Raw genomic sequence first — 25,988 nt, forward strand, 5'->3', positions numbered from 1 at the left:
ATTGATGCGTAGAGAACACCAATCCTCCCAGCTCAAGGGGCACTTTCCTCATTCCGACACCCCACGACCAACCAATTTATCGGTGGATCGAGGCTAAGGGCCGTCTGCCCGCCGGGCTGGTCGCCAACGCAGAACTCCACAAGCTCGAAGCTCAGCGAGTCTTCGGCCGGTGCTGGCAATTCCTGGCCCACGAGACGGAGATCCCCCAGGCAGGGGATTACGTGGTCCGATATCTGGGTGGCGGTTCGATCATCGTTGTCCGCGGCGAAGACGGCGAAGTGCGCGCCATGGCGAACTCGTGTCGGCACCGCGGAACAATGCTGTGCCGCACGGAGATGGGCAACACTTCGCACTTCCGCTGCCCCTATCACGGCTGGACCTACCGCAATACCGGAACTCTGGCGGGTGTACCCGCACAAAAAGAGGTCTATGGGGTCGAGATGGACAAGAACGAGTGGAGTCTTACCCAGGTTCCGCGCCTCGAGAACTACCGCGGAATGATATTCGGTTGCCTGGACGAGAAGGCAGAACCTCTCGTTGATTATTTGGGCGATATGGCGTGGTATCTGGACCTGATCACCCAGAAGTCCAAGGGTGGACTGGAGGTGCGGGGTGAGCCCCAGCGTTGGATCATCGACTCCAACTGGAAGCTCGGCGCGGACAACTTTGTCGGGGACGCCTACCACACGTTGATGACGCACCGATCGGCGGTCGAGCTCGGTCTGGCTCCGCCCGATCCGAAATTCGCGTCGGAGCCGGCGCATATCAGTCTCTCCAACGGTCACGGCCTCGGCGTCCTCGGGGTGCCGCCCGGGCAACCGATGCCGCCCTTTATGAACTATCCACCCGAGATCGTCGATGGACTCGCAGCGGCTTACGGCGATCAGGACCGCGCAGACATGCTTCAGCGTTCGGCCTTCATTCACGGCACGGTCTTTCCCAACCTGTCGTTCCTCAACGTCCTCATCGGTAAGGACAACAAGTCAATGCCAGTGCCGATGTTGACATTTCGGCTGTGGCGTCCACTGTCACACGACACGATGGAAGTCTGGTCGTGGTTTCTCGTCGAGAAGGATGCCGACGAAGAGTTCAAACAGCAGTCGTATGAGACCTACGTACGAACGTTCGGCATCTCCGGTGTGTTCGAACAGGACGACGCCGAGACTTGGCGCTCCATCACTGCGGGAACGCAAGGCATTCTCGCAGGCAGCCAGACACTCAACTTCGAGATGGGCATGGGTGTGCTGACCAGCGACGACACGTGGAAGGGGCCCGGTCGTCCCCTGTCCAGCGGGTACGCGGAGCGTAACCAACGCGAATTCTGGGGTCGCCTGTTGGAGTTACTCACCGACTCAGGCGATGACGCCAGCGAAACCGAGCCCAAACCCCAACTACTCGCGCAATCTCGGACCAATGCAGACGAGGTCGCCTGATGAGGCATCAGGCACCTGCTTGTCTCACAACCACAATCAACCAAGTCATAAAGGATGGTGTGCCATGGTAGCGACGGTCGAGCAACAGCTTCTGCTCCGCTGCGAGATGGAGAACTTTCTGTTCGAAGAGGCGGAGCTGCTGAACGACGGCCGGTTTCACGACTGGCTAGAACTGTGCGCCGAAGATATCCACTACATCATCCCGGTGCGCGTGAGCAGAGAACGCGCCAACGGCGACGGAAATTCGACGACCATGACCCACTGGGATGACGACTACGCAGGCTTGCAGCTGCGGGTGCTACGTCTGGACACCGAATACGCATGGGCAGAAGATCCGCCCTCACGGATCCGACACCACGTGTCGAATGTGCGGGTACGCCCCGGCGCAGGGACGGACGAATACGATGTCCGCTCCAACCTTCTCGTGTTCCGCAACAGGGGGGACAGTCCGCAGCACGACCTCATCTCTGCGGAGCGCCACGATGTCATCCGCCGCAGTGAGATGGGCCTGCGGTTAGCGAGCCGACGGGTAGTGCTTGATCATGCCGTTGTCGGCACCCACAATCTGGCTAACTTCTTCTAACGGGGCGACGTTGAGCTTGCATTACTTAAAACCTAGAAAGGTACAGTCGTGACCGGCGACCACGGTGCGGCGACGACCATCGCGAACGAGTTCGCCGTCGTCACCGTCGACAAAATCTTTACCCGCAATGGAGAGCGGTTGGAGATTGCCAGCCCCCGCCTCGGCTTCCGAATTCAGCTCGACCCGTTGGAACTTGAGAGTTTGTCATGGCAGACCAAGGAAAGCCTTTCGCGGTTTTTCGAGGACCCGTACGGTCCTGGCCATTGACCTCGCGCACGTCAGTGAGCAGGGGATCGTTTCCTACTTGACGCCCTTTCCCCAATCGTGAAAGGACGTCTGTGATGACAACTGCAGGTGCTGCGCGGCGGCGTGCCTTGGTCCTCCGCTCGATCCATCGCGGTGGAGGGGTGCACTTAAGTGAGGAGTGGACAAGTGATCCATGCGGAAGTCGATCCACGTCGGTGCTGCGGCTACCAGTTGTGCGTGGACGTCGCGCCCAGTGTCTTCGCTATCAACGCGGCTGGGAAGGCGGAGATATTGGTGCGCGACATTCCCGCTGATCTAGAGGTCAACGCCCGCGCGGCAGCACACGAATGCCCGTCGGCAGCGATCACCGTACGTGCTTCCGGATCCGCGCAATGACACCGGAAATGTCTTCCTCGGGTAGGTTCACCCCCAAACGACCGTCCGCCGTTGTCGCAGGCGCTCACCCGGCGCCGTCTGATCTCTTCCGTGGTGCGACCTTCCGCCTACTATGTCTCTGCTTCTCACGAGCACGCTAGACGTGATGGGATTGTCAGAGGTTGACCTGTGAGAACGGCTGTCGTCTATCGCCGGCTCGCCAGAGACGTGAAGGACGACTTCGAGGAGGACAACTACAACCGCCTGACGAGGCGCAATTTGAAATGTGCGTCTTCTCTGATGGCCGTGTCGCGCAGCGCTGGATGGTAGGCGCTGGGTCTTGGGTCTGGTGGGATGACCTAGACCATCTGTATAAGGTTCACATCTACGCGCACCCTGATTACGGAAAATGGTTATCTGGTCCGACGGCGCGGTCGAGGAGCTATGACAGGCTCGTGCACTTAAACCGAATTGTCAATCTGTGTCGGTGATGATCACCGAGACGGCCTGTGCGGTTCCTTTTTTCGCGAATATTGACTTATCTCCAAATCATCCGCGTCGATGTGACACTAAGGCGATTGTGCGCCGTGCGGTGTCGGGCGATATCTTTTTTATCGACTACCACAACGCTTGGTCATCGCGAGCTTTGGCAGAGCGTTTAGCGCAACATCGCCAGCTGGACTAGTGTGGCCGAGGTGTCTGAGAAGAAGCCATCATTTTTCCTTCTCTCCCAGCGATTTTGATCTCGACCTCTATGTCTTCAGAGCGCGAGAAGGTTCCAAGCTTTCAAGGAATGGGATGGATGCCAGAAGTGCTCAACCCACTGGCCTGCACGACCGGAAGGCGCGACGAGAAGCAAAATCGTGGTGATTATTCAGTGCCCCACGGTGTAATACATTCCGCACTCAAGGTATGCAGACCCCTCAGGCCCGATTGAGGTGAGTCCCCCGCAGTGGTCCAGTCGTTGTGGGACTCTGTTGCCCGAGTGTTCGGGCAGGAAGAATCACCAACGACATGGCATCGAACAAGCGCCGGCGGCATACGCCGGATCAGATCATTCGCAAGCTGGCCGAGGGCAACAAGCTGCTCGCGTCGGGCCAGGAGCTGGCCGAGGTGTGCCGGCATCTGGAGATCGCGGAATCGACGTGGCATCGCTGGCTGGCGCAGTACGGCGGCATGAAGGCCAACGACGCCAAGCGCCTGAAAGAGCTTGAGGCCGAGAACGCCCGACTGAAGAAGCTGGTTGCCAATCAGGCTCTCGACATCGACATGCTCAAGGAGATCGGGTCGGGAAACTTCTGACCCCGAACCGCAAACGCCGCGCAGCGACCATGCTGCGTGAGCGGTTCGGGGTCTCTGAGCGCCGCGCCTGCACCGTGGTCGGTCTGCATCGTTCCACGATGCGGCTGACGCCGGCCCCGGTCACCACCGAGGAGGCCCAGTTGCGGGCCTGGCTGCGCCGATTCTCGGTCGAGCGGCCTCGCTGGGGATGGCGCCGCGCTGCCAAGATGGCCCGCCGGGCGGGATGGCAGGTCAACAACAAGCGGATCCGCCGGCTGTGGCGCGAGGAGGGCCTGCGGGTGCCGCAGCGCCGCCGTAAGAAGCGGCTGACGGGCATCGGGGTCGTCGTGGGCGCGATGTCGCCGATCCGCCCGAACGTGATCTGGGCGATGGACTTCCAGTTCGACACCACCGCCGACGGCCGCACGCTGAAGTTGTAGAACGTGATCGATGAGTTCACCCGGGAAGCCCTGGCGATCGAGGTCGACCGATCCATCGACGCCGACGGCGTCGTCGCCACGCTCGACCGCCTCGCCCTCATCCATGGGGCGCCGCACTACGTGCGCTTCGACAACGGCCCCGAATTTGTGGCACACGCCGTGAGTGATTGGTGTCGATTCAACGGTGCCGGTTCACTTTTCATTGATCCCGGATCGCCGTGGCAGAACGCCTTCGTCGAATCGTTCAATGGTCGGCTGCGCGACGAACTGCTCAACTCGTTGCGCTTCGACTCGCTACTGGAGGCCCGCGTGATCATCGAGGACTGGCGCCGCGATTACAACGCCAATCGGCCCCACACCGCGCACGGCGAACTCACCCCAGCCGAGTTCGCTCTACAGTGGACCACGACCCACCAACCCCAAGTCGCATAACGACTGGACCACCAAACGGGTCCCCCTCACGATTGGCTCCTCCATCTCCGCTGGCATGGATCTGTGAGCGCAGGCTATTGCACACGCAAGCTGGTATCGGATGTGTTCCCGCCAGAGGCGCGAATCCCCTCCGGACGGCACTCGCACCGGGGTGCGATCGCACCAGTCAACGCCACGCGACAACTGTCGAGCTGACGCCGGCAAGCTCACACAGCTCCAGAGCGTCCTTCAACAGCAATATCGGGGTCGGGGCGGTCGCCGGCCAGCACACCATCGAGGTGGACGATGCACGCGGCAGCCAGTGACCCTGCTGCACGGAGAAAGGGCAACACGCGTCTAAAAGAATCACTCTCTGCATAACAGAGTTCCTCATCCACTAGAATGTTTCGAGTGCATGCGGTTGGGTGACGCAGGACCCTGAGTCGGAGGCCAGGCCTTCCGCGCTGGTGTTCGACGGAGCGACAGATTCTGTCGGCGAATTGCGGCTACCGCAGCGAGAAAGTGAGGTGTTACCAATGGCGGATGGGCCGAAGATGGCAGGATCGTACTTCAGCCGACGCGAGACCGTATGCACCGAACAGTTGAGCGCGGCCGAGCACCTCGCTTCGGAAATTTTCACACCGCACCGTCTCCGCTACTCCCGTCGCGGCCAGCGTTTGAATGCGCGGCTCAGCGCCGCACGAATCGGTGCTGTGACCGTTGGCTACCTTCGGTACGGTGCAGATGTCGAGCTCGTCAATTCGACTGCGCTCGATGATTACCACATCAACGTTCCCCTCACCAGCTACGCCGATTCGTGGTGCGGCTCAGCCACGGCCCAAGCGACGCCCACGCAGGCGGCGGTTTTCCTCCCAGGCCGTCCTGCCGGCATCAAGTGGGCCGCCGATTGTGGTCAGCTGTGCGTGAAGTTCAGCCGCACGGATCTGGAATACGAACTCGAGGGCTTGCTTGGACGACCTGCGGTTAGGCCGCTGAATATCGCGCATAGCATGGACCTGACGGCGGACAGCAGTCGTGCGTGGCGTGCGCTGCTATCGGTCTTATATCGGGAGGTCTCTCGCCCTGAGAGCATCGTGCAACATCCGATGACCGGGCGACATTTCGAACAGTTGCTCATACATGGGTTTCTACTCGCCCAACCTCACTATCAGGCCATGGCGCTCGCCGCCGACCAACACGCAGCGCCGCCGCCCAAAGTACTCAGGACAGCTCTCGACCTAATCGAGGAGCATCCCGAACGGAGTTGGACGACAACCGATCTTGCTCGCGAGGTTGGTATCAGTGTCCGCGCTCTTCAAGAGAGCTTCAAGCGGCACGTCGGGCTTCCTCCGCTCACGTATCTGCGCGAAGTCCGGCTGATCCGTGCGCATGCAGAACTGGCGGCGTCGTCTGAGAGTGCCGTGACTGTTGCCCGCGTAGCGATGAAGTGGGGCTTTGGTCATCTGGGCCGCTTCAGCGCGGAGTATCGGCGCAAGTTCGGCGTCACTCCCCAACACACCTTGCGCGCTACCTGAACATCGTCTTCGAACCGCGTCATTGCTAGGCCAGGAATCGGTCGACGGTCTTGATGATCTGGTAGGCGACCCGCAGCGTCGGTACATCCATGCCCAGTTCTTGAGCGGCGGCGAGATAAGGCGCCAGCATGAAGTCGACCTCGGTCTTACGTCGTCGCAGAACATCCTCGTACATCGAGGGGTGTCCCGAGTTTCCCTTCTCGCGCATTACTCTGCCTTGCCCGATGACAAACTCGATCGCGTCGGCCGTCGGAAGGGCATCGAGTTCCTTCAGGCGGGAGAGAGGCGCAAAGAAGTTCATCGGCTCGTAGCCCTTCGCCCGGTAGACCCCAAGAAGGTCCTTTGCCAGCGCGACGAAGTACATCGCTCCCTCGCGCACCTCCATGCCCTCGAAGACCGAGGCGTCAGGGATTGCGCCCAGCGCCGTGACCGACCACGCGGCCGCCAACGCGATCTGGGCGAGCTTTTCCCACTCGACCTGCTCGATGTTGCCTACCGCCTTTGCAGGAAGGCCGGCGTTGGTGAAGGCAGCCGTCAAGTCGTCGACGCGCGCACTAGATGTCCCGTCAAGTTCGCCGAAGTAAGCGGTCACCTCAGCTGTAAGGTGATTTCTGACGAGCCCCGGTTCGAGCAAGGTGCCGCCCTCGATGGTGGAGGCTCCGATCACCCTGTCGGGCCCAAGCCACCCGGCGAGCGTCGCATCCTTTTCGACGGTGTTCTGCACCGACAACGCGCTGCTCACGCAATCACGCAACCCGTCGGCCTCCGCCAGGGCCTGCGCGGTATCTTTGCCCTTCACCGCCAACACCAGGTAATCGAAATGCCCCGTGGCTTTGGCTGTCTGGTCGACCGCCGTCAAGTTATCAGTAATCACCAGGTCGCCCCGACGGCCCGTGATTCGGAGACCGTAGCGCGTGATGGCCTCGGCGTGCGCCGGCCTGCCGACCAGGGTGACATCGACGCCAATGTTCGCCAAATATCCGCCCAAGACAGATCCGAGCCCACCAGCGCCCAGGATCAGGACGCGCATCAAATGGCCTCGGCGGCCGTCAGTTTCTCCTGCAGGACTTCCCGCTCCGGAGCAGACAGCCGGGCCTTGACGGGCGGTCGCACCGGGCCGGCACGCAGCCCCAACAGTTCGAACCACGCCTTCAGATAGGGCATGGCCGCGACGTAGGAACCCGTTGCCGCGATGCGGCCGATGAGCACCTCTTCGTACACCTGGCGAATTGCGTCCACCTTCGCCGACACAGGTAGCGCCCCCGCGAGTTCACCAGCAAACGCAAGGTCGGTGTATTGGTGCAGTTCCTGCCGCCGTTTCCCGTAGAGGATCAGGGAGAGCTCCCCGTAAAGCACCCGACCCCCGAAGAGCGCAGCATCATGAGCCCAATAGCGCTCATTCGGCTCGCTGATCACAAGATGGTCCCCGAAGCGGTGGCGTAAGGCGATGCTGTCGGTCCAACTCAAAGTGCCATTCTTGATCCCAACGACGTTGGCGTGCTCGGCGATCCGAGCGACGGCGTCGTGGCTATACACGAAACCGGATACCGGCGTCCGGTAGAGCACAAGCGCCAGCCCGGTGGCGGGCGCCACGAAGTCGAAGTAGTCGACCACGTCGTCGTCGGTCTTGAGCTGCACCGATGGGTTCATGATCTCGGCGCCGGTGAAGCCCAGGGACTCCACGAACCGCATTTTTTCGATCGCCTGGTACGCCGAATGGTCCAGAATGATCGTGAACAAGGGCAGGCGGCCGGCGGTGGCACCGGCGACTACCTCGTGGTAACGCTGCCATTCGGCCAGCGTCATGTTCCATCCCTCGGCGAAAAACCCGCCGACAACGAGGCCGGTGCACCCCATCTCCACAAACGCGTCGATATTCTGCCGCAGACCCTCTTCGTCCAGCTCGAACTCGTCGGTAAGGGGCGTGACAGGACACATATAGAAGCCTCGAAGGTTCTCGGCGGCCCACGCCCTGGCGTCGGATCCCAGCGGTGTCGTGGTGGTCATGTTCTTTGCAATTCCTTCAGCGATAGTTCGGCTGTTGAGGGTTTGAGGGTGGGCGGAACCGCCTCCCTCGCTGAATATTCGAAGCTGCGGAGTGCGCCAGCTTCCTGCAAATCATTGGCGGGGAGACTCGTTGGTGTCTATCCGGTAAGCGCTGCGCGGACTCCGGTTCGCGCCTAACGTGTGGCACTCCGACCTAGGTTGCGGCCGCCGCCAAAGCTTGCCCGTTCGAGAGATTCTGTCCCACAGAGCGACGGCTACGACGGCGCCTGACGGGTCATAGCAGTCGCCCAATGCCGTGCGCGGCGACCTGCAGGGCGCCGAGAAGCCGCTGACGATCGCGCTTCAGCGTCGGTACCACCACGGCGATCGCGGCGACTACGGCGTCGTCGGTCTGGCGGATGACCGGCACCGCCAGCGAACATGCACCCAGCGACATCTCCTCGCTCGTGGTGGCCACTCCTTCACGATGGATGCGCTGCATCTGCGAAGACAGCACGGTCGGCGACACGATGGTGTACGGCGTGATGCGAGTCAAGGTGGCGAACACTCGGTCTTTAACGTCCTCCGGCGCGTGGGCCAGCAGCACCTTGCCAACGCCGGTGCAGTGCATCGGCAGCCTGCTGCCGACGGCGCTGACAATCGGGACGGATGTCCGGCCCATCATCCGTTCCAGGTACAGCACCTCGTCGCCATCGCGCACGGCCAGGTGCACGGTGGCAAGGGTCGCCGCGTATACGTCATGCAAGAACGGTTCAGCCACCTGGCGCAATTGGCCTTCCACCGGCGCCAGCAATCCCGCGTTCCAGATCAGCCTGCCCACCACGTACTGACCGTCGGCGCGGCGCTGCAATGCCGAGCCGGCGACCAACTCGGCCGCAAGGCGGTGTGTGGTGGCAATCGGCAGTCCGGCCCGGCGGGCCAACTCGGACAGCGTCAGGTTGTTATGCCCCTCGTCGAAGGCGCCGAGAATGTTCAGCAAACGCGAGGTGACAGTGGTTCCCGGCGTCGAAGTGTTCCCTGCCAATTGTGGATGGCCTTTCCGCTCAGTGAAATTCTACCGTTCGCTAATCTCAACGTCGTCGGTACCGTAGGCGCCGTGACAACGTCGATCGACAGCAATCCCGACGGCGCCGTAGCGAGCCAGTCGGAGATCAGCGCGGAGATCGGTGCGATCGAGTCCGCCTACCAGCGTGCAGGGGTCGAGGAGACGCAGCCGCGCCTGAGTTATCCGCCTTACCGGAGCAGCCTGCTACGGCATCCGACAAAGGACCTTCACCACGCCGACCCGGAAGGGGTCGAGCTATGGACGCCGTGCTTCTCCGAACGCGACGTTCACCCGCTGGAGGCCGACCTCACCGTCCAGCACTCGGGTGAACCCATCGGCGAACGACTGGTGGTGACCGGCAGGGTCGTCGACGGCGCAGGGCGGCCGGTGCGGCGCCAGCTCGTCGAGATTTGGCAGGCCAACGCCGGCGGACGTTACATCCACAAGAGGGATCAGCACCCGTCCCCAATCGACCCCAACTTCACCGGCGCCGGCCGCTGTCTGACCGACGAGGACGGCATCTACCGGTTCACCACGATCAAGCCGGGGCCGTATCCGTGGAAGAACCACCGCAACGCGTGGCGGCCCGCACACATCCACTTCTCGCTCTTCGGCACGGAATTCACGCAGCGAATGGTCACCCAGATGTACTTCCCGGGTGACCCGCTCCTCTGCCTTGATCCGATCTTCCAGGCGATCCCGGATCAGAAGGCGCGCAGCCGGCTGGTGGCCAGCTACGATCACGAACTCAGCACCCACGAATGGGCTACCGGCTACCGATGGGACGTCGTCCTGACCGGGTCGGCGCGCACCCCAATCGAGAACCTCGGCCGCGGAGCCCACCGCTGATGTCCACGCTGCTGCCGGCCACCCCTGGCCAAACCGTCGGACCGTTCTTCGGCTATGCACTGCCCTTCGACAGGTGTAACGAGTTGGTGCCGCCCGGTTCGCCGAACGCTGTTCAGTTGCACGGCGTCGTCGCAGACGCCGACGGCCGAGGGTTACCCGACGCGCTGCTGGAGATCTGGCAGGCCGACGCCGACGGCAGCATCCCGAACGCCAGCGGCTCCCTGCACCGAGACGGCTGGACCTTCACCGGGTGGGGTCGTGCCACTACCGATGAAGCGGGGCGGTACACCTTTACCACCGTCATCCCCGGCGTCAGCGAACCCGTTGCCGCGCCGTTCATCTCGATCACCGTGTTCGCCAGGGGACTGCTGAACCGGTTGTTCACCCGCGCCTACATTCCCGGCAAGCAATTGGAGAACGATTCGCTGCTGAACACGCTTACGCCCGAGCGTCGTGACACGCTCATCGCCACCCGCGACCGAACCGGTCTACGCTTCGACATCCAACTGCAGGGCACCCCGGACAAGCCCGAGACGGTCTTCTTGCGTTACCCGGGCCACCAACGATGATCGATCTGTTCTGGCCGGGCGACGATCTCGCGGGCGACCTGATGAGCGACGGCGCATTCCTGTCCGCGATGGTCGCGGTGGAACAAGCCTGGCTGGATGGACTCGTCGACGCGGGCATCGCGCCCCGGCAGGCGCGCGCGGACCTGACCATCCTGCTCGCCGACGGTGACGCCGCGACGATCGCCCGGCGTGCTGGCGCGGACGGCAATCCCGTCTCCGCCCTGGTGCTGATGTTGCGGGAACGCTCGGCGGAACCAACGGCCCGCTGGCTGCACCGCGGGCTGACCAGTCAGGACGTCGTCGACACCGCACTGATGCTCTGCACGCGTGACGTCTTGATCCGCATCGGCGACGAGTTCGCCATCCAGGTACGGGCGCTGACCGAACTGGCCGAAACTCACCGTGACACTTCGGCACTCGCCCGCACGCTGACCCAGGCCGCACTGCCGAGCACCCTCGGCGCCAAGTTCGCCCGCTGGCTGACCGGTGTACTCGACGCCGCCGAGCCCATAGCGGGGCTGATAGCGTCGTTGCCGGTGCAGGTCGGTGGCGCGGTGGGATCGCTCGCAGCCGCAACCGAATTGGCCGGATCCGTCGAGGGTGCCATCGCTCTCAGTGACGGCTTGGCCGCCACGCTGCGATTGGCGCCCACCCCGCCCTGGCATACCACCCGGTGGCAGGTCACCCGGATCGGCGACGCGCTGGTGAGCTGCTGCGACGCCTGGGGCCACATCGCCACCGACGTCACGACGGGCTGTAGGCCCGAGATCGGCGAGCTGGCCGAGGGGCATGGTGGCGGCTCGTCGACGCTGCCGCACAAGAACAACCCGGTCCGCTCGGTGCTGATCCGCCGCGCCGCGCTCACCGCCGGACCCCTTGGTAGCATCCTGCACACCGCCGCAGGCGCGACCGTCGACGAACGCTCCGACGGCGCCTGGCACACAGAATGGGCAACCCTGCGGACACTGGCCCGCCACACCGTCGTCGCCGCCGCGCACACATCCGACCTCCTGTCCGGCCTCCGTGTCGACCCGCCGCGCGCCGCGGCCAATCTGGCCGCCGCCGAAAGCCTGCTTTCCGAACAGCGCTCGATGACCGAGCTGACAGGTCGTGCAGCGTTACCCGGCTACACCGGCGCCGCGGATCGGCTGATCGACTCGACACTCGGCCGGGCTTGCCGCTTCGTCAAGGGCGCGCCATGAGCAATCCGCCTCTCACCGCCATCCACCTCGGCGGACCCGACGACGGGCCGCTACTTTTGCTGGGCCCGTCGCTGGGGACAACGACGGCCACCCTGTGGACAGGCGTGGCGCAACGACTGGTCGATCATGTGCGCGTAGTCGGATGGGACCTTCCCGGTCACGGCCGCGGCCGTCGGGCCCACCCGTTCACCATCGCCGACCTCGCAGCAGCGGTGTTGGTGATCGCGGGCGACCTTAACGTGGAGACATTCCACTACGCCGGTGATTCGGTGGGTGGTTGCGTCGGTCTGCAGCTGCTGCTCGATGCTCCGCAACGGGTCAGTTCGGCGACCCTGCTGTGCACCGGCGCCGCCATCGGCACCCCGGACGGCTGGCTCGCACGTGCCGCTACCGTCCGCGCCGGCGGTGTCGACACGATGCTGACCGGCGCGGCCGAGCGCTGGTTCGCGCCGGGCTTTGTCGACCGCGAGCCGGGGACCGCCTCGGCGCTGCTGGATGCCCTGAGTCACACCGATGCGGAGTCCTATGCGCAGGTATGCGAAGCGTTAGCAGTGTTTGATGTAACCGATAGGTTGTCCGAGATCGTCACTCCGGTCCTGGCCGTTGCGGGTAGCGCTGACAGCCCCACGCCGCCGGAATCGTTGCGGCGCATCGCCTCCGACGTAAAGGACGGGGACCTGGTGGTGCTCGAAGGCGTCGGACACCTGGCCCCCGCCGAAGCGCCGGAGCGCGTGGCCGGCCTCATCGCAGAGATCGTCGGTGTTCCGCAGCCCCCGAGCAAGTCCCTCGAAGACGTGCACCGTGCAGGAATGGCGGTACGGCGGGAGGTGCTGGGCCATGCGCACGTCGACCGGGCAGTGGCCGGTACCACCGACCTGACCGCCGACTTCCAGCACATGATTACGCAGTATGCCTGGGGCAGCATCTGGACCCGCCCGGGTCTCGACTTCCGCAGCCGCTCGATGATCACGCTGACGGCGCTGGTCGCGCGCGGTCACCACGAGGAACTGGCGATGCACCTGCGGGCGGCCCGCCGTAACGGTCTGAGCAACGACGAAATCAAGGAGCTACTAATGCAAACCGCCATCTACTGCGGTGTCCCCGAAGCCAACTCCGCCTTCCGCATCGCCGCCGAGGTCCTGCCCGAGTTCGACGAGCACCCAGGTGCGCCGTCATGAGTCGCACCCTTGTCTGCCACCGTGCCGAGGAAGCCGTCGCTGGAATCAACGACGGCGCAACGATTCTCGTCGGTGGATTCGGAATAGCGGGCATGCCCACCACGCTCATCAATGCGTTGATCGAACAGGGTTCCGCCGAGCTCACCATCGTCAGCAACAACGCAGGCAACGGCGACACCGGCCTGGCCGCACTGCTGGCAGCGGGTCGGGTCGCCAAGGTCATCTGCTCCTTCCCGCGACAGGCCGATTCGTACGTGTTCGACGCGCTCTACCGGGCGGGCAAGGTCGACCTCGAGGTGGTCCCTCAGGGCAACCTGGCCGAACGGATCAGGGCGGCGGGGGCCGGCATCGGCGCATTCTTCTGCCCGACGGGGGTTGGCACGCCACTGGTCGAGGGCAAGGAGACCCGCACCATCGACGGCCGCGACTACGTGCTGGAGTACCCGATCTTCGGAGATGTGGCGCTCATCGGGGCGCACGTAGCGGACCAGGTCGGAAACCTGTTGTACCGCAAGACCGCGCGAAACTTCGGCCCGGTGATGGCGACCGCGGCATCGCTTACTGTCGTCGAGGTCTCCCGCGTCGTCGACACCGGGCAGATCGACCCCGAGACGGTCGTCACGCCCGGCATCTACGTCGACCGCGTCCTCGACCTGTCCGCAATTCCCGAGACGTCCACGGAGGCAGCGTCGTGACGAGAACAGTCGACGCATCGACCCGCGCCTGTGTCGAGCACCTCGACCGGGGCCCGCTCGACCGTCGGGAGATCGCCGCGATGATCGCCCGCGACATCCCTGCAGGCTCGTACGTCAACCTCGGCATTGGGCAGCCCACCATGGTCGCTGACTTCCTGGACCCCGCCGCGGGGGTGGTGTTGCACACCGAGAACGGGATGCTCGGTATGGGTGGGGAGGCGCTCGGCGACGCAATCGATCCCGATCTGACGAACGCCGGCAAGATCCCGGTTACCGAAACCCCTGGGGCATCCTACTTCCACCACGCCGACTCCTTCGCCATGATGCGCGGCGGTCATCTCGATGTCTGTGTTCTCGGCGCGTTTCAGGTCAGCGAGCGCGGGGATCTCGCCAACTGGCACACCGGGGCGCCTGACGCCATACCCGCCGTCGGCGGCGCGATGGATCTTGCTATCGGCGCGAAGAGCGTGTTGGTCATGATGACGCTGTTCGCGAAGGACGGAACCGCTAAATTGGTTCCTTCGTGCAGCTATCCACTGACCGGACTTGGATGCGTCAATCGGGTGTACACCGACTATGCCGTGTTTGACATCGACCACACCGGTGGCGGCCAGCTGCGGGTCTTGCACACGTTCGGGCTCAGCATTGCCGCGCTCGAGGAGCGGATGCGCATGGCACTCTCGTGTGATGGACGCGTCGCTGATCTTCGTCAATGCTGACCTTGGCGGCGCTATCGGCATCGCAGGCGGCCTCGGTGATCACCGACGGGCAGATCTTTAGGGCATGCAGCGAATCCTCATGTACGTCTCCAAGTTTCATGACGCAACGGCAAGTTCCAGGACCAAGGTCAGCATGATCGTCGTCGCAAATCCCCGCAAAATCGGTGCCCAGACTGGACCGCTGGTTTCCCACGCTCAGCCCGAAGAAGTGTGCCGGAACATCGCCAGGACCGAGGGAACGAAATTCAGCGGAGGGGAGCCGAGCCAACCCGATGGATTACCCGGCTACTTCGCCGCTTCGACGATTGTTGCCACCCTTGAACCGGCATCCGCCGTTGTTCAGGACATGCAGGACGACATATTCGGTTCGGTGCTCACGTTGAAGGAATTTGACGATGAGGTTCAGGCGATCAGCCTGGCTAATGCAACTCCGTATGGTCTTGCAGTCGCGGTGTGGACCCGTCTCAACGACGCCGCGATTGGCTTGAGCCGTGAGGCTACAGCCGGCTTTACATGGTTCAACGGCTCCCGCAAGAACAGTCCCGAGATGTCCTGTAGCGGCGTCGATAATCCGGGCTGCACCATAGCCGGGGCAGCGAAGGAGACGAGGATTTTTGGTTCGTATGACCCGTATCCCGCACGGCATTCATGGCGCATTCATCGAAGTGCCGCGGTGAGCTCAATTCTCGCTGGGCCGCCGGTCGCCGCTGATTGGATCCCGTCCATTTTCGATCAGTGTGACGAGGCTGCAGGCGGCATCTTGGCAGACTACGGCATAGGGATGTTTCTTGTGTGTAACTCGACCCACGAAAAGCGGCCCCGCGGTGATCAACTCGACGCCCGGCGACCGAACCCGGGCGCAATGAAGATGGTCAGAGAGCCATCAGGCCGCCGCCGCCTCCGACACCCTTTGACGCTCACGGTAGGTATCGTTGCGGTGCTTGGCGTGCAAGCACTACTGATAACGCCCGCCGCACATGGCGATAACAAGCGCCTCAATGACGGCGTAGTAGCGAACGTATACACCATTCAACGCCAAGCGGGCTGCGTGAGCGACATCAAGATTAGTCCGAGTCTCCAGCTCGCTGCGCAGTGGCACGCACGCGATGCGTTGACCAACCGCAACGTCAACGGCGATGTCGGATCGGATGGTTCTACGCTACAGCAGCGGGCGGAGGCCGCGGGATTTAGCGGCGCGGTGTCAGAGACCGTGGCCATCAATCCCGCGCTCGCGTTCAGCGGTATCGAGTTGATTAACCAGTGGTATCACGATCCGGTCGATCTCGCAGTCATGTCCGACTGCTCGAACACCCGGATCGGGGTCTGGTCAGAGAATTCCGTCGACCGCACCGTTGTCGTGGCGGTGTACGGCAAGCCCCAATGAGTCAAAGCGGAGGAATGGTGACGGGTGCGTTCCCTGCATTGACCCCTACACGCCTCTGTGGTCATCGCAACGAATCTATCGGCCCGGCGAGATAATCAATGATGACCATACTCAGAGTTCCGTTGGACCCTTGTCCACCAAGGGCCATCGTTCATGGCAGGTCGAGAACTCTGCTGACTAAGCGAAGGAATACCCGAAGGAGGCCGTTGAATGACTCTATCCCGTGACGAGTTAGACGAATTCGCCAAGAGTATGGCGCGAGCAGGAGGTCGCGACAGCCAGCACGTGGGGGAGAAGCACCTCGTCGTTAGCTCCGCCGAGGCGCACTGGATCCAGACTGCAAGCCCATCGCAAATTGGGTTGCTCCTGCGAATACCCGCTCGCTCTATTGAGATTTTTCTGCAGAAGATTCCCGCGGGGGAGGCTAGCGACCTTCATCGACACGTACATGAGTCGATCCACTTCGTGCAACATGGCTCGGGCTGGTCGGAAATTGGCGATCAACGCGTGCGGTGGAGCGCCGGCAGCTTCGTGTATACGCCGCCGTGGATCTGGCATCGCCACTATGCCGACGACGGGCGCGACGTGGAGATGATCGTCATCGAAAACTCTCGCCTCCTAGCGGCGGTGGACGCCAGCCAGAGGGAGAGCATGGGCAACGCCAGCTTCGCCGACGCGTTCGGCGCGAACACGGAATAGGCTCTTCGCTCATGAAGCGCGTGTTCGTGGCAGTTGCGGCGGCTACCGCCGTCCTCGGCGTCATCGCCCCGCCGGCCGGCGCCGACACCGTGGCCTATCTCGTCAACGTTCATGTCCGGCCGGGCTACAACTTCCCGAACGCCGAGGCCGCGATCGGCTACGGCAGGACGATCTGCGACCGGGTCGCCGCGAAGATGAACTATGCGCAACTCGTCGATCAGGTGAAGGCCGACTTCCGGACCTCGGACTACTACCAGGGCGCCTACCTCATCAACCAAGCGGTCAACGAGCTGTGCCCGGCGCAGATCTGGCAGCTGCGGCAGTCGGCCGCCGGATACACCTACTCAGCCAGCATCACTGGGTAGGGTTCTAATTCCTCTGCCACATGGCTGCGCCGCAGATGGGCGGAGCCATGCTTGTTCTTCGCGCGATTGACGAGCATCGTCCGCCGTAACCAACACTGCTTGTCGGAACAAGGACCGAGAGACGCGGACTGTAAGTCCGTTCGCGGACGAAGGTTCGCTGGCCGGCGATGGCTGTTGATGCCATCAACACGCTTGGCTAAATGCGCACGGCACGCCGCGTCGTTTCGCGTTGTCTCAAGTCGTCGCAGCCATTGTTTTCGCAGGTCAGCCTTGATTGCACACCGGTTTCAATTCCCGGCAGCTCCACCGGGAAGGGGTGCGCTGAGCAGCGCATTTCAGTTCGCGGATGACCGAACATCAACAGCCACATCAACATTGACGTTGTTCGTGGCCAAGTTGAAGTCCCCGCTGGTGGCCAGGAAAAGTCCCCACCCCCTTGCAGGGGTTGAGGTTAGTTCAGGGGCGTTCACCTCGCTTGTGTTGGGCGTGGCGCATGCGGAACGACTCGCCGTCGGTGATGACGACGCTGGCATGGTGTAGGAGCCGATCCAGGATGCTGGCCGCGGTGGTGTGCTCGGGCAGAAACCGGCCCCATTGCTCGAAGGGCCAATGAGAGCCCACCGCCAGTGAGCGGCGTTCGTAGGCGGCGGCGACGAGCCGGAACAGTAGCTGGGTGCCGGTGTCATCGAGCGGGGCGAACCCGACCTCGTCGATGATGATCAGATCGGCACGCAACAGGGTGTCGATGATCTTGCCGACGGTGTTATCGGCCAAGCCGCGGTAGAGGGTGTCCACGAGGTCGGCGGCGGTGAAGTAACGCACCTTGTGGCCGGCATGCACTGCGGCGTGACCCAGCCCAATCAAGACGTGGCTCTTGCCGGTACCCGGCGGACCGATAATCGCCAGATTATGTTGTGCCCAAATCTATTCCAGACTCGACAGGTAGTCGATGGTGGCCTGCGGGATGGACGAGGCGGCGACGTCGAAGCCCTCCAGCGTCTTGACGACGGGGAAGGCGGCGGCCTTGAGCCGGTTGGCGGTGTTGGAGGCATCGCGGGCAGCGATCTCAGCCTCGACGAGGGTCCGCAGCACCTCCTCGGGAGTCCAGCGTTGCGTCTTGGCGGTCAACAGCACTTCAGGCGCTGTGCGGCGCACCGTCGCTAACTTGAGCCGGCGCAACCCCGCATCCAGATCCGCAGCAAGCGGCGGGATCGTTTTGGGCGCAACAGGTTTCGTGTCAGTTGTGGTCGTCATGAGGCGTCCCCGTCACGCGTGCGGGTGATCTTGTAGGCGTCCAGGGACCGCGTCGGCGCGGTGGGCAGATCCAGCACCAGCGCATCCCCGGCCGGGCGGGGCTGCGGCGCGGTGCCGGCGGCCAGGATGGAGCGCACATCGGCGGCGCGGAACCGCCCGAACGCCACCGCCCGCCGCAGCGCCGCGGTCAGCGCGGCCTCGCCGTGGGCGGCACCCAGCCCGAGCAGGGTCTCCAACTCAGCACCCAGGCGGGTGTTGCCGATCGCGGCGGCACCCACCAGAAACGCTTGCGCATCCTCACCCAAAGCGCAGAACTGGTGCTCCACTGTGGTTTTCGGGCGCGGCCCACGGCTGGGCGCAGGCCTGGGACCGTCGTAGTGCGCATCGAGGATCGATGTCTCCCCGGGTGCGACGAGTTCGTGCTCGGCCACGATCGCCCCGGTGCCCGGCTCCACCACCACCAGCGCCCCGTGATCGATGACGATGTTCACGCTGGCCCCGATCAACCGGGTGGGCACCGAGTAGCGCGCCGAACCGTAGCGGATGCAGGAGAGCCGATCGACCTTGCGGGTCACCGAGGCCGCACCGATCTCGGGGCGCAGCGATGGCAGCGCCGCCAACAGCTCGCGCTCGACCGCCAGGCGCTGGTCGGGGACCGCGACGATTTCTGAGTGCACCGTGGCGTTGACCTCCGCGCACCACGTGGCCGCGGCCGCGTTGGCCGCGGAGATGCTCACCGGCACACCCGACACGGCCGCCTCGGTCAGCAGCGGTACCACCAGGTCGGACTGCGCGTAGCCGCACAGGTGCTCCACGATGCCCTTCGATTGCGGGTCAGCGGCCTCACACCAATCCGGGCGGAAGCCGTAATGGGTGGCGAATCGGACATAGTCAGCGGTGGGCACCACCACGTTGGCGACCACCCCACCCTTCAGACAGCCCATCCGATCGGCCAACACTTTGGCCGGGACCCCGCCGATCGTGGCCAGCGCATCGGCGATCATCGCCAGCGTGGTGGAGGCTTTCTGATCGGTGGCGAACCGCACGAATCGCCACCGCGAGAACGCCAGCACCGCGCAGAAAGCGAACAAACCCGGCGCGACCTCGGCCCAGTCGATCACCAGATACTCACCCGGCGACCACACAGCCGGGCGACGGCCACGATGATTATCGTTGCGCCACAACGCTTTCTGTTCGGCTACCAGCCGACGAAAGTTGCGCGGTGATCCCTCATAACCGGCCGCTTTCGCGATCGGCAACAACCGCTTGGCCGAGATCCGGCCCCGCGACTTGTCCACCCGCTCGGCCACCAAGTCGCGCACCGCATCGAAATTGCGCGGCCGCGGCTCCCGCTCCGGCGGCCCACCGGCCTCAGCGCGCTCAACCGCGCGCTTGACCGTCTTGTGGGTGGTGCCGCACAACTCGGCGGCCCCCCGATAGGTTCCGACCTCCCGATAGGTCGAGATGATGTTCATACGCTCCCTTGCAGACTTCAATGGAACTCCCTGGGCGGTGCAGTGACTGTTGGCGCAATCACCGTCACCGCCCAGGCCACGAGCTCCCCGGACCGACACGACACGCAAGGGAGTGGGGACTTCTACCTGGCCACCAATGGGTACATCTATCTGGCCATCAGTGGGGACCTACACCTGGCCACCAATGGGGACTTTCACATGGCCACGGACAGACGTCTTGGCCAACAATCACGCTGCAAACTCCGTAAGTCTATGACCATCAATCGACAACGCCTCGCTTCAGTCGCCGGCGCGAAGTTGGCGTCAAGCAAGAAACAAGATCGGTCCGCTGTCCCGTCGCATCCCCGGTAGGGGACGCTCCCGGTGCTGCTCGATCAAGCCTTCAACGTCCTTAAGCGTCATGCGCCAGGTACGACCGACGCGGTATCCCGACAATTCGCCACGGTTCAACCGACGGGATAGCCAGCGCACACCATCCGTCATCTCCGGCGGGAGAACCATCTTCGCGACTTCCGTGAGCGAATACGTCTTGACCTCTGGCACGTCGTCGGGCATAACTCACACTCTGACTTGCATCTGCGTGCTCGAGTAGCGATTCTGTCCGTATTGGTGATTTGCGGCCGCGCCGGACGGCACTCAGCCCGCAGCACTTTCACACCTACGTTGGGCCGATAGCGAATCGAGGGGCGTAGGGACGTCGGCGAACCAAATTCATGGATAATAGAGAGTATCCATCACGCAGCATACGGGAAAGTATTGCAGCACAGCGCAATTACGACCTCGCTGACATAGGGCGAAGTTATCGGCACTCATCCGGTTGGTAGGTCTGTCAGCGGCGGGCGAACGTGTATCCGAGAGGGTGTCGCGACATTGTCGACTCGTCGAGGGGCAGGCGCCGGAGTGGCGGGATGGCGCGACGAGACGGCGGACACCGCGGTCGGACTCGCGGGCATCGGCGCCCAAGCGGTTACAAGCCAGTGTGCTTGCGCAGCGCATCGATGAACGCGTCAGATCGGCCGCGATCGTCGTACATGCTCATCTCCACCTGATCGACGGCTAATTCGACGGTGAGGCCGTCTTGGAACGCCAGCCCGACGTCGCCGACGTCGAGTACGTCGCGAAATGTGCGACCCATTGTGGTGGGCCGCATCCGCGCCTTACGAATGTCGAGGCGCGCGACGTCACTTAGTCGCCGCGCGAACGATTCGGTCACGGTCGCACCAACGGGATTATCCAGGGAGACGGTCATGTCCCGATCGAGGTCGTATTGCTCGGCGTCGAACTGCATGCGAACACTGATCAGACGACGATCGGCGGTGATGATTGTGACCGCCCAAGTGCTCGGAGATTCCCCGCTGAAGGTCGTCGTCGACGCCTCGACTTTGACGCTGCCAACGAGCGCAGCCACCTGGACTTGCAGAGGCCAGGGTGCACCGTTGTCACGCGTGCCACTGTGGGCGGCGATATCGAGCCAGAACTGGTCGGCGTTCGTGCTGGCGATCTTCATACGGAGCACAGTAGGCCGGCCCAGTGACAAGATCGGACTGCGGCAATTTGGAACCGGACTGCAATCGCCCGCATCTGACCTAACACCAACGATCACATGCCCCTATTGCCGATTCACTTTCGCGAATGTCCGAGTCGCAAAGCACGGACTCAATAGATGCGGCAACTGCGGTAGGACGATGAAGATCTAATTCCGGAACATCACGTCCTATAGCACGGTTACAGTTCCATCGCGCACCCGCGGGGTTACCGCCCGCCGCCGCGGTCGGTGCTGCACCATATGGACCATGGGCACCGCTGACACCACCGCGCACGTCGCCGCCACTGGGACACTCGTGAGCATCGGCTACGAGGGGAAGAGCGTCGACGATCTCGTCGTTCAGCTGCTCGAACAGGGCGTGTGCGTGCTGGTGGACGTGCGCTTGACCCCGTTGAGCCGCAAGCCGGGGCTATCGAAGACGAAGTTGGCCGAAGCCCTCGCGGCGGTCGGAATCAGTTACGTGCACCACCGCGCGCTGGGCAATCCGAAGGACAACCGCGCCGGGTTCCGCGCTGGTGAGCCGGCGTCCCGCGCCAGGTATCGCGGCGTACTTGAGACCGCCGCGGCGACCGACGCACTGGCCCACGTGTCCGAGCTCCTGGACGGCGGCGTTGTCGCGCTGCTGTGCTTTGAACAGGATCACGCGGAATGCCACCGGGACATCGTGGTACGCCAGCTGATGGTGGCGCGCCCAGACGCCGCCGTGGTGCACCTCTAAAACAAGGCGTTTTCGAGCTTTGGGTACCAGACGCCGAGGACCGAGAAGGACCGGCGATGCGCGTTCTGGTTGCCGACGTAGAAGTGCACGTCGTTGTTCATCGACAGCATCTCGTCGCGCCACTTCTTGAGCATCGCCTCGCGAGCGCCGGTGCCATATTTGAGAAGCCACTTTCGGCCACCCTCACCGGCCTCCCAGTCGAGCACCTTTTGGTGGTGGCCGCTGCACCCTGCTGACTCGCAGTGGTAGTGGTACTTCACCTCGAATGGTGCCGGTTGCAGCGGCTTAAGCGAGGTGCCGAACAGGTCGAGCGCTGACGCTTTGTCGATTTTCGCTTGCGCGGCCACATCCCACGGTTCACCGTCAGTGACCGTGACGGTGACCTTCGTCGGCTTGATCAGGCCGAGTGACGGTGACGGTATGGCCATGCCGCCCTTCGGATTCTGCTCCATGAGCTCGCACATCGTGGTGGCACCGATGAGCCCGTCGAGGTTCATCCGGCGCCGGTGCCAGTTGCTGCGGGTGTCGAGCCACTCAACGTGTTCCAGCTCGTCCTGGCGGGGCCGGAACGACTCGGGCCGGTTGTCGTTGGCCTGGTGGTAGGTGCCGTTCAACCGGATGATGTCGTACTTCTTGAACTTGCTGTCGAAGTCGGCGTTGCGGAACTTCACCGGGTAGAGCCGGATCCACTCGGGCTTGCCGCGATCTAGGCGGACGCCAGCCACGCACACCGTTTCGCCATAGGTCTCGCTGGGGTTCGGGTAGGTCTTGACGGTGATCATGACCTCCGCGGTCTCCTCACCCGGTCGCGGAGCTTTCAGCCCGACCGATCTTGCGGCTCCCTGTGAAGCCTCGTCTCCCATTCCGGCAGGGTAACCACTGGGGTCGTCAATTCCCGAGAGGCCAGCGGAGATGCCCCGCGGCGGTCCCACGCCGCCGCGTCGTTCAACTGCGCTTTGGCGTACGGCTGGCCCTGAACGCTGACCCAGGTCCGGGCTTGAAGCTGTCCACGGCGATGTGACTCTGCGGTGGGCAGGCGTAGCCGTTCTCATGGGCATGCGCACTGAGGTGCTCGAAACCGTAGGTCCGCTCCTGCAATGCCCAGTCCGATGGCAACACCTATGGCGAGCAGGGCCGCGCAGATCCTTTGGGTATTCGTTCATTTTGGTGGCCGCGGCGTGCCGATCGGTTCCAGACTCGCCCTCGGCTGCGCCGAAGAATGTGGTCGAGCGGTGCCTACCCTTGTCCGGTGAGTTTCACCGCCCTCCACCGCAGTCTCGGTCTGCCGCCTGGCCCGCTGACCGACGAGATCCTCGACGCCGCGATCACAGCGGGCGTCGTCGAGACGGACGACCTCGACTGGAAGTCGGAGCTCCCGCCAGTGAAGGGGCTTCCGCAGACCGACTTTCCTAAGGACATCGCGTCGATGGCCAACAGCGGCGGCGGCATGATCTTGTACGGGGTTCGGGAGGATCAGAAGGCGGCCACTGGCCGCCAGGACACCGGGGACCTGATCGAAGTCCACGAGCGCGCTCTGCACAGCGCCGCGATCACAGCGATTACACCGCCTGTGTTCGGACTCGAGATCCACCAGCTCGGCACCAACCCGCGTGCCGTTGCTGTCATCGTCCCCGCCAGTGTGGACGGTCCGCACCTGATCTACCGGGGCGAGTACTTCGGCGCCCCGATCCGGAACAAGGCCGACACCGTGTGGATGAAGGAGCGGCAGATCGAGGCCATGTACCGGGCGCGGTTCGATGAACGCCGCCGGGCAACAGGAGAACTGGACGCGCTATACACCGAGGCCGCGGCCGGTCGCGACTCTGCGAACCGCGCCTGGCTGATCGCCGTCGCGCATCCGCGTATACCCGGCGCGCTCGTTCGCCCCACGCTTGAACAAGCGCAAGCGATCTTCAAGCAAGCGGAGACGATCACGCTCAGCTACTCGAACCGCAATGCCATGCATCCTCTCGAGAACATCAACCGCCTCAACCCGCGGCCAGGCCTGCGACGGTGGGTCGCGCCGAACAACGCGACCGACGCCGGCGCGCTGTGGCGGGAAGCGTGGGCGAGCGTGCATCACGACGGTTCGGTCACCCTGGCGGCCGCCGTGGGGGGCCACCGCAGCGGGTCCGACAGCAACTTCGAGGGTTGGGAGGTCGAGAGCCGAGCGATCGAGGCGGCTGTCGCAGACTTCACCGCCGTCATCCGCGCGACAGCCGCCACACTGAACCACGGGGAGTACGACACGAGCGTCGGAGTCGACTGGGCGGGCGAAAAACCGCTTTGCGTGCTGACGGTGGACGGCATGGGTTTCACCTACAACGGAGTCTCGACCCCGCTATCGACGTACACGCCAGTGCGGTCGATCATCAACGCGACCTCGTCTGACGCCGACTTCCATCAGCAGGTATACGAGCTCGCCCAGGACTGTGTGAACCAGGGTGGTGTCACGAACCTGCACGTCGTCGCGGTGCCTGAACTGCGCGAGGCGTAGCAATCAACACAGTCGGGAGAACGAACTGTGCCCAAAGGACAGGCAAAACATCCGGACTCGGGATGGTTGCCCGAAGTGCCTCTGTGAAGGAAAAGACGAGGTGTTACACATCGCGCGCGGAGCGAAAATGAGCAAACCCAAGGTTCACCACTATGTGCCACAGTTCTATCTCCGGCGCTTCGTTGACGCAGCGGGTCGACTCTGGGTGTGGGATCGCGACCGAGATCGCACCTTTGCAGCGACACCCAACTCCATCGCGTCCGAATCGAATTTCTACCTACTCCCTGAGCTGGCCGAGTTCGGGCACGATCCGCTGACATTGGAGAAGCAGTTTTGTGGCCTTGAGTCCGTGTCCGCAATTACCGGGCAATGGCTTGAACTCATTCGAGCCGGAGAGGCCTTGGATCGAATTCCCATACTGAAGAGCAACCGTGAGGTGGCCAGCCTATTTATCGTTCTTCAGTTTCTCCGAACTGCCGATACCCGCTCGTTCCTCGCCCGATTCGCTGCGGCGGATATCGCCCAACCGACAGCTTCATCAAGTTACAGTAGATCACTGCACGCGGACGTCCTATGGGATGACGCGCTGGTCAATTCCTTTCGGCAACAAGTCGAATCGTCGACATGGGTATTTGCCAAGAACGAAACCGGGTCTCCTTATGTGACGTCGGACAACCCGGTATCATTCCGAACTTCGAACAATCGCCAGTGGACAAAAGCGCGCATGCTTAATAGCGATTCGTACGTCGTCTACCCCTTGGCGCCTGATGCGATTCTTTATTGCTATCCAAGAAAAGGAAGATGGCACGGCAAGAACATCGAGCAATTCGATTGTCGAATATCTCCTGTCATAACGACTCCTGGAATGATAACCAGCGAGAACTCTGCTCAGGTATTCATGGCGTCCAGATTTGTCGTATCAAACAACAGCGACTTTACTGAAGAGCGTCGTTTCGCCAGGACGATAGATAGTGACATCTACGCACCACGCGGCAATTAAGGGTCCTCGGTCCCGTGACCGTGCTGAGGTCGCAAAACCGACCCAGAACCATAGGCAGAGTTGGCTGGGCGCTCTCGCGACGCCTATTCATGGAAAATGACGATTATCATGCGATCGTCCCGTAAATGTCTTGTGGAACAGCATCTTTAACAAAATCACTTCCCGGACCGGGGAAGTGTGGCGGCGGCAAATTGGGGGTAGCGGGCGGGGCTACGGCCGATGCGTCCGACATCAAGTGTCAGTACACGTGGGCGTTATTCTCGCCGCGGCGGACACGTGAGGATGGCAATCAGGAGCCGGTCTCCACCGTCATATCGCAACATTATCGGCGGGAGCGACGAGGTGAGGGAACGGTCAACGCGTGAGCAGTCCGGGTGGGCGCCAAGAGCAATGATCGCTCGATCGGCGTCGTCACAACGGCGGCCGTTCCATTTGATTGAGCCCGTCCGGGTAGCAGAAGGTGTCGGTGGTCACGGTTATGG

25 protein-coding genes and 3 pseudogenes are annotated in these 25,988 nt (G+C 63.0%); 20 read left to right on the forward strand and 8 right to left on the reverse strand.

Going from position 1 to position 25,988, the window contains the following annotated elements; translation table 11 throughout:
* Nucleotides 1-50: 50 nt before the first annotated feature.
* The 7 genes and pseudogenes from H7I57_RS14275 to H7I57_RS14305 all read left to right on the forward strand — a co-directional run bounded on the left by H7I57_RS14275 (nucleotide 51) and on the right by H7I57_RS14305 (nucleotide 6,304).
* Nucleotides 51-1,433, forward strand: a complete 1,383-nt coding sequence (locus H7I57_RS14275) for an aromatic ring-hydroxylating dioxygenase subunit alpha (RefSeq protein WP_308204360.1) — start codon at nucleotides 51-53, stop codon at nucleotides 1,431-1,433.
* Nucleotides 1,434-1,497: 64 nt separating this feature from the next.
* Nucleotides 1,498-2,016: an aromatic-ring-hydroxylating dioxygenase subunit beta gene (locus H7I57_RS14280; protein WP_036348144.1), complete on the forward strand. Its 519-nt coding sequence runs from the start codon at nucleotides 1,498-1,500 to the stop codon at nucleotides 2,014-2,016.
* A 48-nt stretch (nucleotides 2,017-2,064) separates the two neighbouring features.
* The gene (locus tag H7I57_RS14285) at nucleotides 2,065-2,283 is read left to right on the forward strand and encodes a dihydrodiol dehydrogenase (RefSeq protein ID WP_264024211.1); all 219 of its coding nucleotides are present in this window, start codon (nucleotides 2,065-2,067) and stop codon (nucleotides 2,281-2,283) included.
* 165 nt (nucleotides 2,284-2,448) lie between these two features.
* Complete coding sequence (locus tag H7I57_RS14290) at nucleotides 2,449-2,658, forward strand: ferredoxin (RefSeq protein WP_011777839.1); 210 nt, start codon at nucleotides 2,449-2,451, stop codon at nucleotides 2,656-2,658.
* Nucleotides 2,659-3,124: 466 nt separating this feature from the next.
* On the forward strand, nucleotides 3,125-3,322 hold the full coding sequence (locus H7I57_RS14295; protein WP_133055440.1) for a hypothetical protein: 198 nt from the start codon (nucleotides 3,125-3,127) through the stop codon (nucleotides 3,320-3,322).
* 329 nt (nucleotides 3,323-3,651) lie between these two features.
* Nucleotides 3,652-4,790, forward strand: a pseudogene (locus H7I57_RS14300) (IS3 family transposase).
* A gap of 515 nt (nucleotides 4,791-5,305) precedes the next feature.
* Nucleotides 5,306-6,304 carry an AraC family transcriptional regulator gene (locus H7I57_RS14305; RefSeq protein WP_264024212.1) on the forward strand — a complete coding sequence of 333 codons (999 nt, stop codon included), beginning with the start codon at nucleotides 5,306-5,308 and terminating at the stop codon, nucleotides 6,302-6,304.
* 25 nt (nucleotides 6,305-6,329) lie between these two features.
* Here H7I57_RS14305 and H7I57_RS14310 read toward each other — a convergent pair whose 3' ends face one another.
* The 3 genes from H7I57_RS14310 to H7I57_RS14320 form a co-directional block, all read right to left on the reverse strand.
* Nucleotides 6,330-7,334, reverse strand: coding sequence for a ketopantoate reductase family protein (locus tag H7I57_RS14310; protein WP_264024213.1), 1,005 nt, complete (start codon nucleotides 7,332-7,334; stop codon nucleotides 6,330-6,332).
* Nucleotides 7,334-8,311: a dihydrodipicolinate synthase family protein gene (locus H7I57_RS14315; RefSeq protein WP_011559098.1), complete on the reverse strand. Its 978-nt coding sequence runs from the start codon at nucleotides 8,309-8,311 to the stop codon at nucleotides 7,334-7,336. Before H7I57_RS14315 ends, H7I57_RS14310 begins: the two co-directional genes overlap by 1 nt.
* A 274-nt stretch (nucleotides 8,312-8,585) precedes the next feature.
* Nucleotides 8,586-9,335, reverse strand: coding sequence for an IclR family transcriptional regulator (locus H7I57_RS14320; protein ID WP_069416677.1), 750 nt, complete (start codon nucleotides 9,333-9,335; stop codon nucleotides 8,586-8,588).
* Nucleotides 9,336-9,407: 72 nt separating this feature from the next.
* Here H7I57_RS14320 and pcaH point away from each other — a divergent pair, with 72 nt between their 5' ends.
* From pcaH to H7I57_RS14370, 10 genes and pseudogenes are all read left to right on the forward strand, one after another.
* Nucleotides 9,408-10,205, forward strand: a complete 798-nt coding sequence (gene pcaH, locus H7I57_RS14325; RefSeq protein ID WP_220045866.1) for a protocatechuate 3,4-dioxygenase subunit beta — start codon at nucleotides 9,408-9,410, stop codon at nucleotides 10,203-10,205.
* Entirely contained in the window at nucleotides 10,205-10,774 is a 570-nt protein-coding gene (gene pcaG, locus H7I57_RS14330; RefSeq protein ID WP_011559101.1) for a protocatechuate 3,4-dioxygenase subunit alpha, read from the forward strand. Before pcaH ends, pcaG begins: the two co-directional genes overlap by 1 nt.
* Nucleotides 10,771-11,976 (forward strand): lyase family protein, encoded by a 1,206-nt coding sequence (locus H7I57_RS14335; protein WP_069416676.1) that lies wholly within the window; start codon nucleotides 10,771-10,773, stop codon nucleotides 11,974-11,976. Before pcaG ends, H7I57_RS14335 begins: the two co-directional genes overlap by 4 nt.
* On the forward strand, nucleotides 11,973-13,154 hold the full coding sequence (pcaDC, locus tag H7I57_RS14340; RefSeq protein WP_264024214.1) for a bifunctional 3-oxoadipate enol-lactonase/4-carboxymuconolactone decarboxylase PcaDC: 1,182 nt from the start codon (nucleotides 11,973-11,975) through the stop codon (nucleotides 13,152-13,154). Before H7I57_RS14335 ends, pcaDC begins: the two co-directional genes overlap by 4 nt.
* Complete coding sequence (locus tag H7I57_RS14345) at nucleotides 13,151-13,849, forward strand: 3-oxoacid CoA-transferase subunit A (RefSeq protein ID WP_264024216.1); 699 nt, start codon at nucleotides 13,151-13,153, stop codon at nucleotides 13,847-13,849. Before pcaDC ends, H7I57_RS14345 begins: the two co-directional genes overlap by 4 nt.
* The gene (locus H7I57_RS14350; protein WP_264024218.1) at nucleotides 13,846-14,568 is read left to right on the forward strand and encodes a 3-oxoacid CoA-transferase subunit B; all 723 of its coding nucleotides are present in this window, start codon (nucleotides 13,846-13,848) and stop codon (nucleotides 14,566-14,568) included. The genes H7I57_RS14345 and H7I57_RS14350 overlap by 4 nt, the downstream gene beginning before the upstream one ends.
* Nucleotides 14,569-14,647: 79 nt before the next feature.
* Nucleotides 14,648-15,085, forward strand: a pseudogene (locus H7I57_RS14355) (aldehyde dehydrogenase family protein); the annotation flags it as partial.
* 273 nt (nucleotides 15,086-15,358) lie between these two features.
* Nucleotides 15,359-15,952 carry a CAP domain-containing protein gene (locus H7I57_RS14360; RefSeq protein ID WP_238884888.1) on the forward strand — a complete coding sequence of 198 codons (594 nt, stop codon included), beginning with the start codon at nucleotides 15,359-15,361 and terminating at the stop codon, nucleotides 15,950-15,952.
* Between the two features lie 210 nt (nucleotides 15,953-16,162).
* Entirely contained in the window at nucleotides 16,163-16,651 is a 489-nt protein-coding gene (locus H7I57_RS14365) for a cupin domain-containing protein (protein ID WP_011891522.1), read from the forward strand.
* 11 nt (nucleotides 16,652-16,662) lie between these two features.
* Nucleotides 16,663-17,016, forward strand: coding sequence for a DUF732 domain-containing protein (locus H7I57_RS14370; RefSeq protein ID WP_011891521.1), 354 nt, complete (start codon nucleotides 16,663-16,665; stop codon nucleotides 17,014-17,016).
* Between the two features lie 456 nt (nucleotides 17,017-17,472).
* Here H7I57_RS14370 and istB read toward each other — a convergent pair.
* The 4 genes and pseudogenes from istB to H7I57_RS14390 all read right to left on the reverse strand — a co-directional run bounded on the left by istB (nucleotide 17,473) and on the right by H7I57_RS14390 (nucleotide 21,252).
* Nucleotides 17,473-18,270: pseudogene (istB, locus tag H7I57_RS14375) on the reverse strand (IS21-like element helper ATPase IstB).
* Nucleotides 18,267-19,766 carry an IS21 family transposase gene (gene istA, locus H7I57_RS14380; protein ID WP_264024219.1) on the reverse strand — a complete coding sequence of 500 codons (1,500 nt, stop codon included), beginning with the start codon at nucleotides 19,764-19,766 and terminating at the stop codon, nucleotides 18,267-18,269. Before istA ends, istB begins: the two are co-directional and overlap by 4 nt.
* 282 nt (nucleotides 19,767-20,048) lie before the next feature.
* Nucleotides 20,049-20,300 carry a helix-turn-helix domain-containing protein gene (locus H7I57_RS14385; protein WP_238884728.1) on the reverse strand — a complete coding sequence of 84 codons (252 nt, stop codon included), beginning with the start codon at nucleotides 20,298-20,300 and terminating at the stop codon, nucleotides 20,049-20,051.
* Between the two features lie 412 nt (nucleotides 20,301-20,712).
* Entirely contained in the window at nucleotides 20,713-21,252 is a 540-nt protein-coding gene (locus tag H7I57_RS14390) for a hypothetical protein (protein ID WP_264024220.1), read from the reverse strand.
* A 286-nt stretch (nucleotides 21,253-21,538) separates the two neighbouring features.
* Here H7I57_RS14390 and H7I57_RS14395 point away from each other — a divergent pair, with 286 nt between their 5' ends.
* Entirely contained in the window at nucleotides 21,539-22,009 is a 471-nt protein-coding gene (locus H7I57_RS14395) for a DUF488 domain-containing protein (RefSeq protein WP_264024221.1), read from the forward strand.
* On the opposite strand, the gene H7I57_RS14400 is transcribed toward H7I57_RS14395, so the two are convergent.
* The gene (locus tag H7I57_RS14400) at nucleotides 22,006-22,872 is read right to left on the reverse strand and encodes a DUF8757 domain-containing protein (protein ID WP_264024222.1); all 867 of its coding nucleotides are present in this window, start codon (nucleotides 22,870-22,872) and stop codon (nucleotides 22,006-22,008) included. The genes H7I57_RS14395 and H7I57_RS14400 overlap by 4 nt on opposite strands.
* Before the next feature lie 386 nt (nucleotides 22,873-23,258).
* Between H7I57_RS14400 and H7I57_RS14405 the strand changes: the two genes are divergently transcribed.
* On the forward strand, nucleotides 23,259-24,506 hold the full coding sequence (locus tag H7I57_RS14405) for an AlbA family DNA-binding domain-containing protein (RefSeq protein WP_264024223.1): 1,248 nt from the start codon (nucleotides 23,259-23,261) through the stop codon (nucleotides 24,504-24,506).
* 127 nt (nucleotides 24,507-24,633) lie between these two features.
* A complete protein-coding gene (locus H7I57_RS14410; protein ID WP_264024224.1) occupies nucleotides 24,634-25,506 on the forward strand; it encodes a DUF4238 domain-containing protein in 873 nt (290 codons plus the stop codon).
* Nucleotides 25,507-25,988 lie beyond the last annotated feature (482 nt).

The sequence above is a fragment of the Mycolicibacterium pyrenivorans genome (assembly GCF_025821625.1).
Lineage (GTDB): Bacteria > Actinomycetota > Actinomycetes > Mycobacteriales > Mycobacteriaceae > Mycobacterium > Mycobacterium pyrenivorans.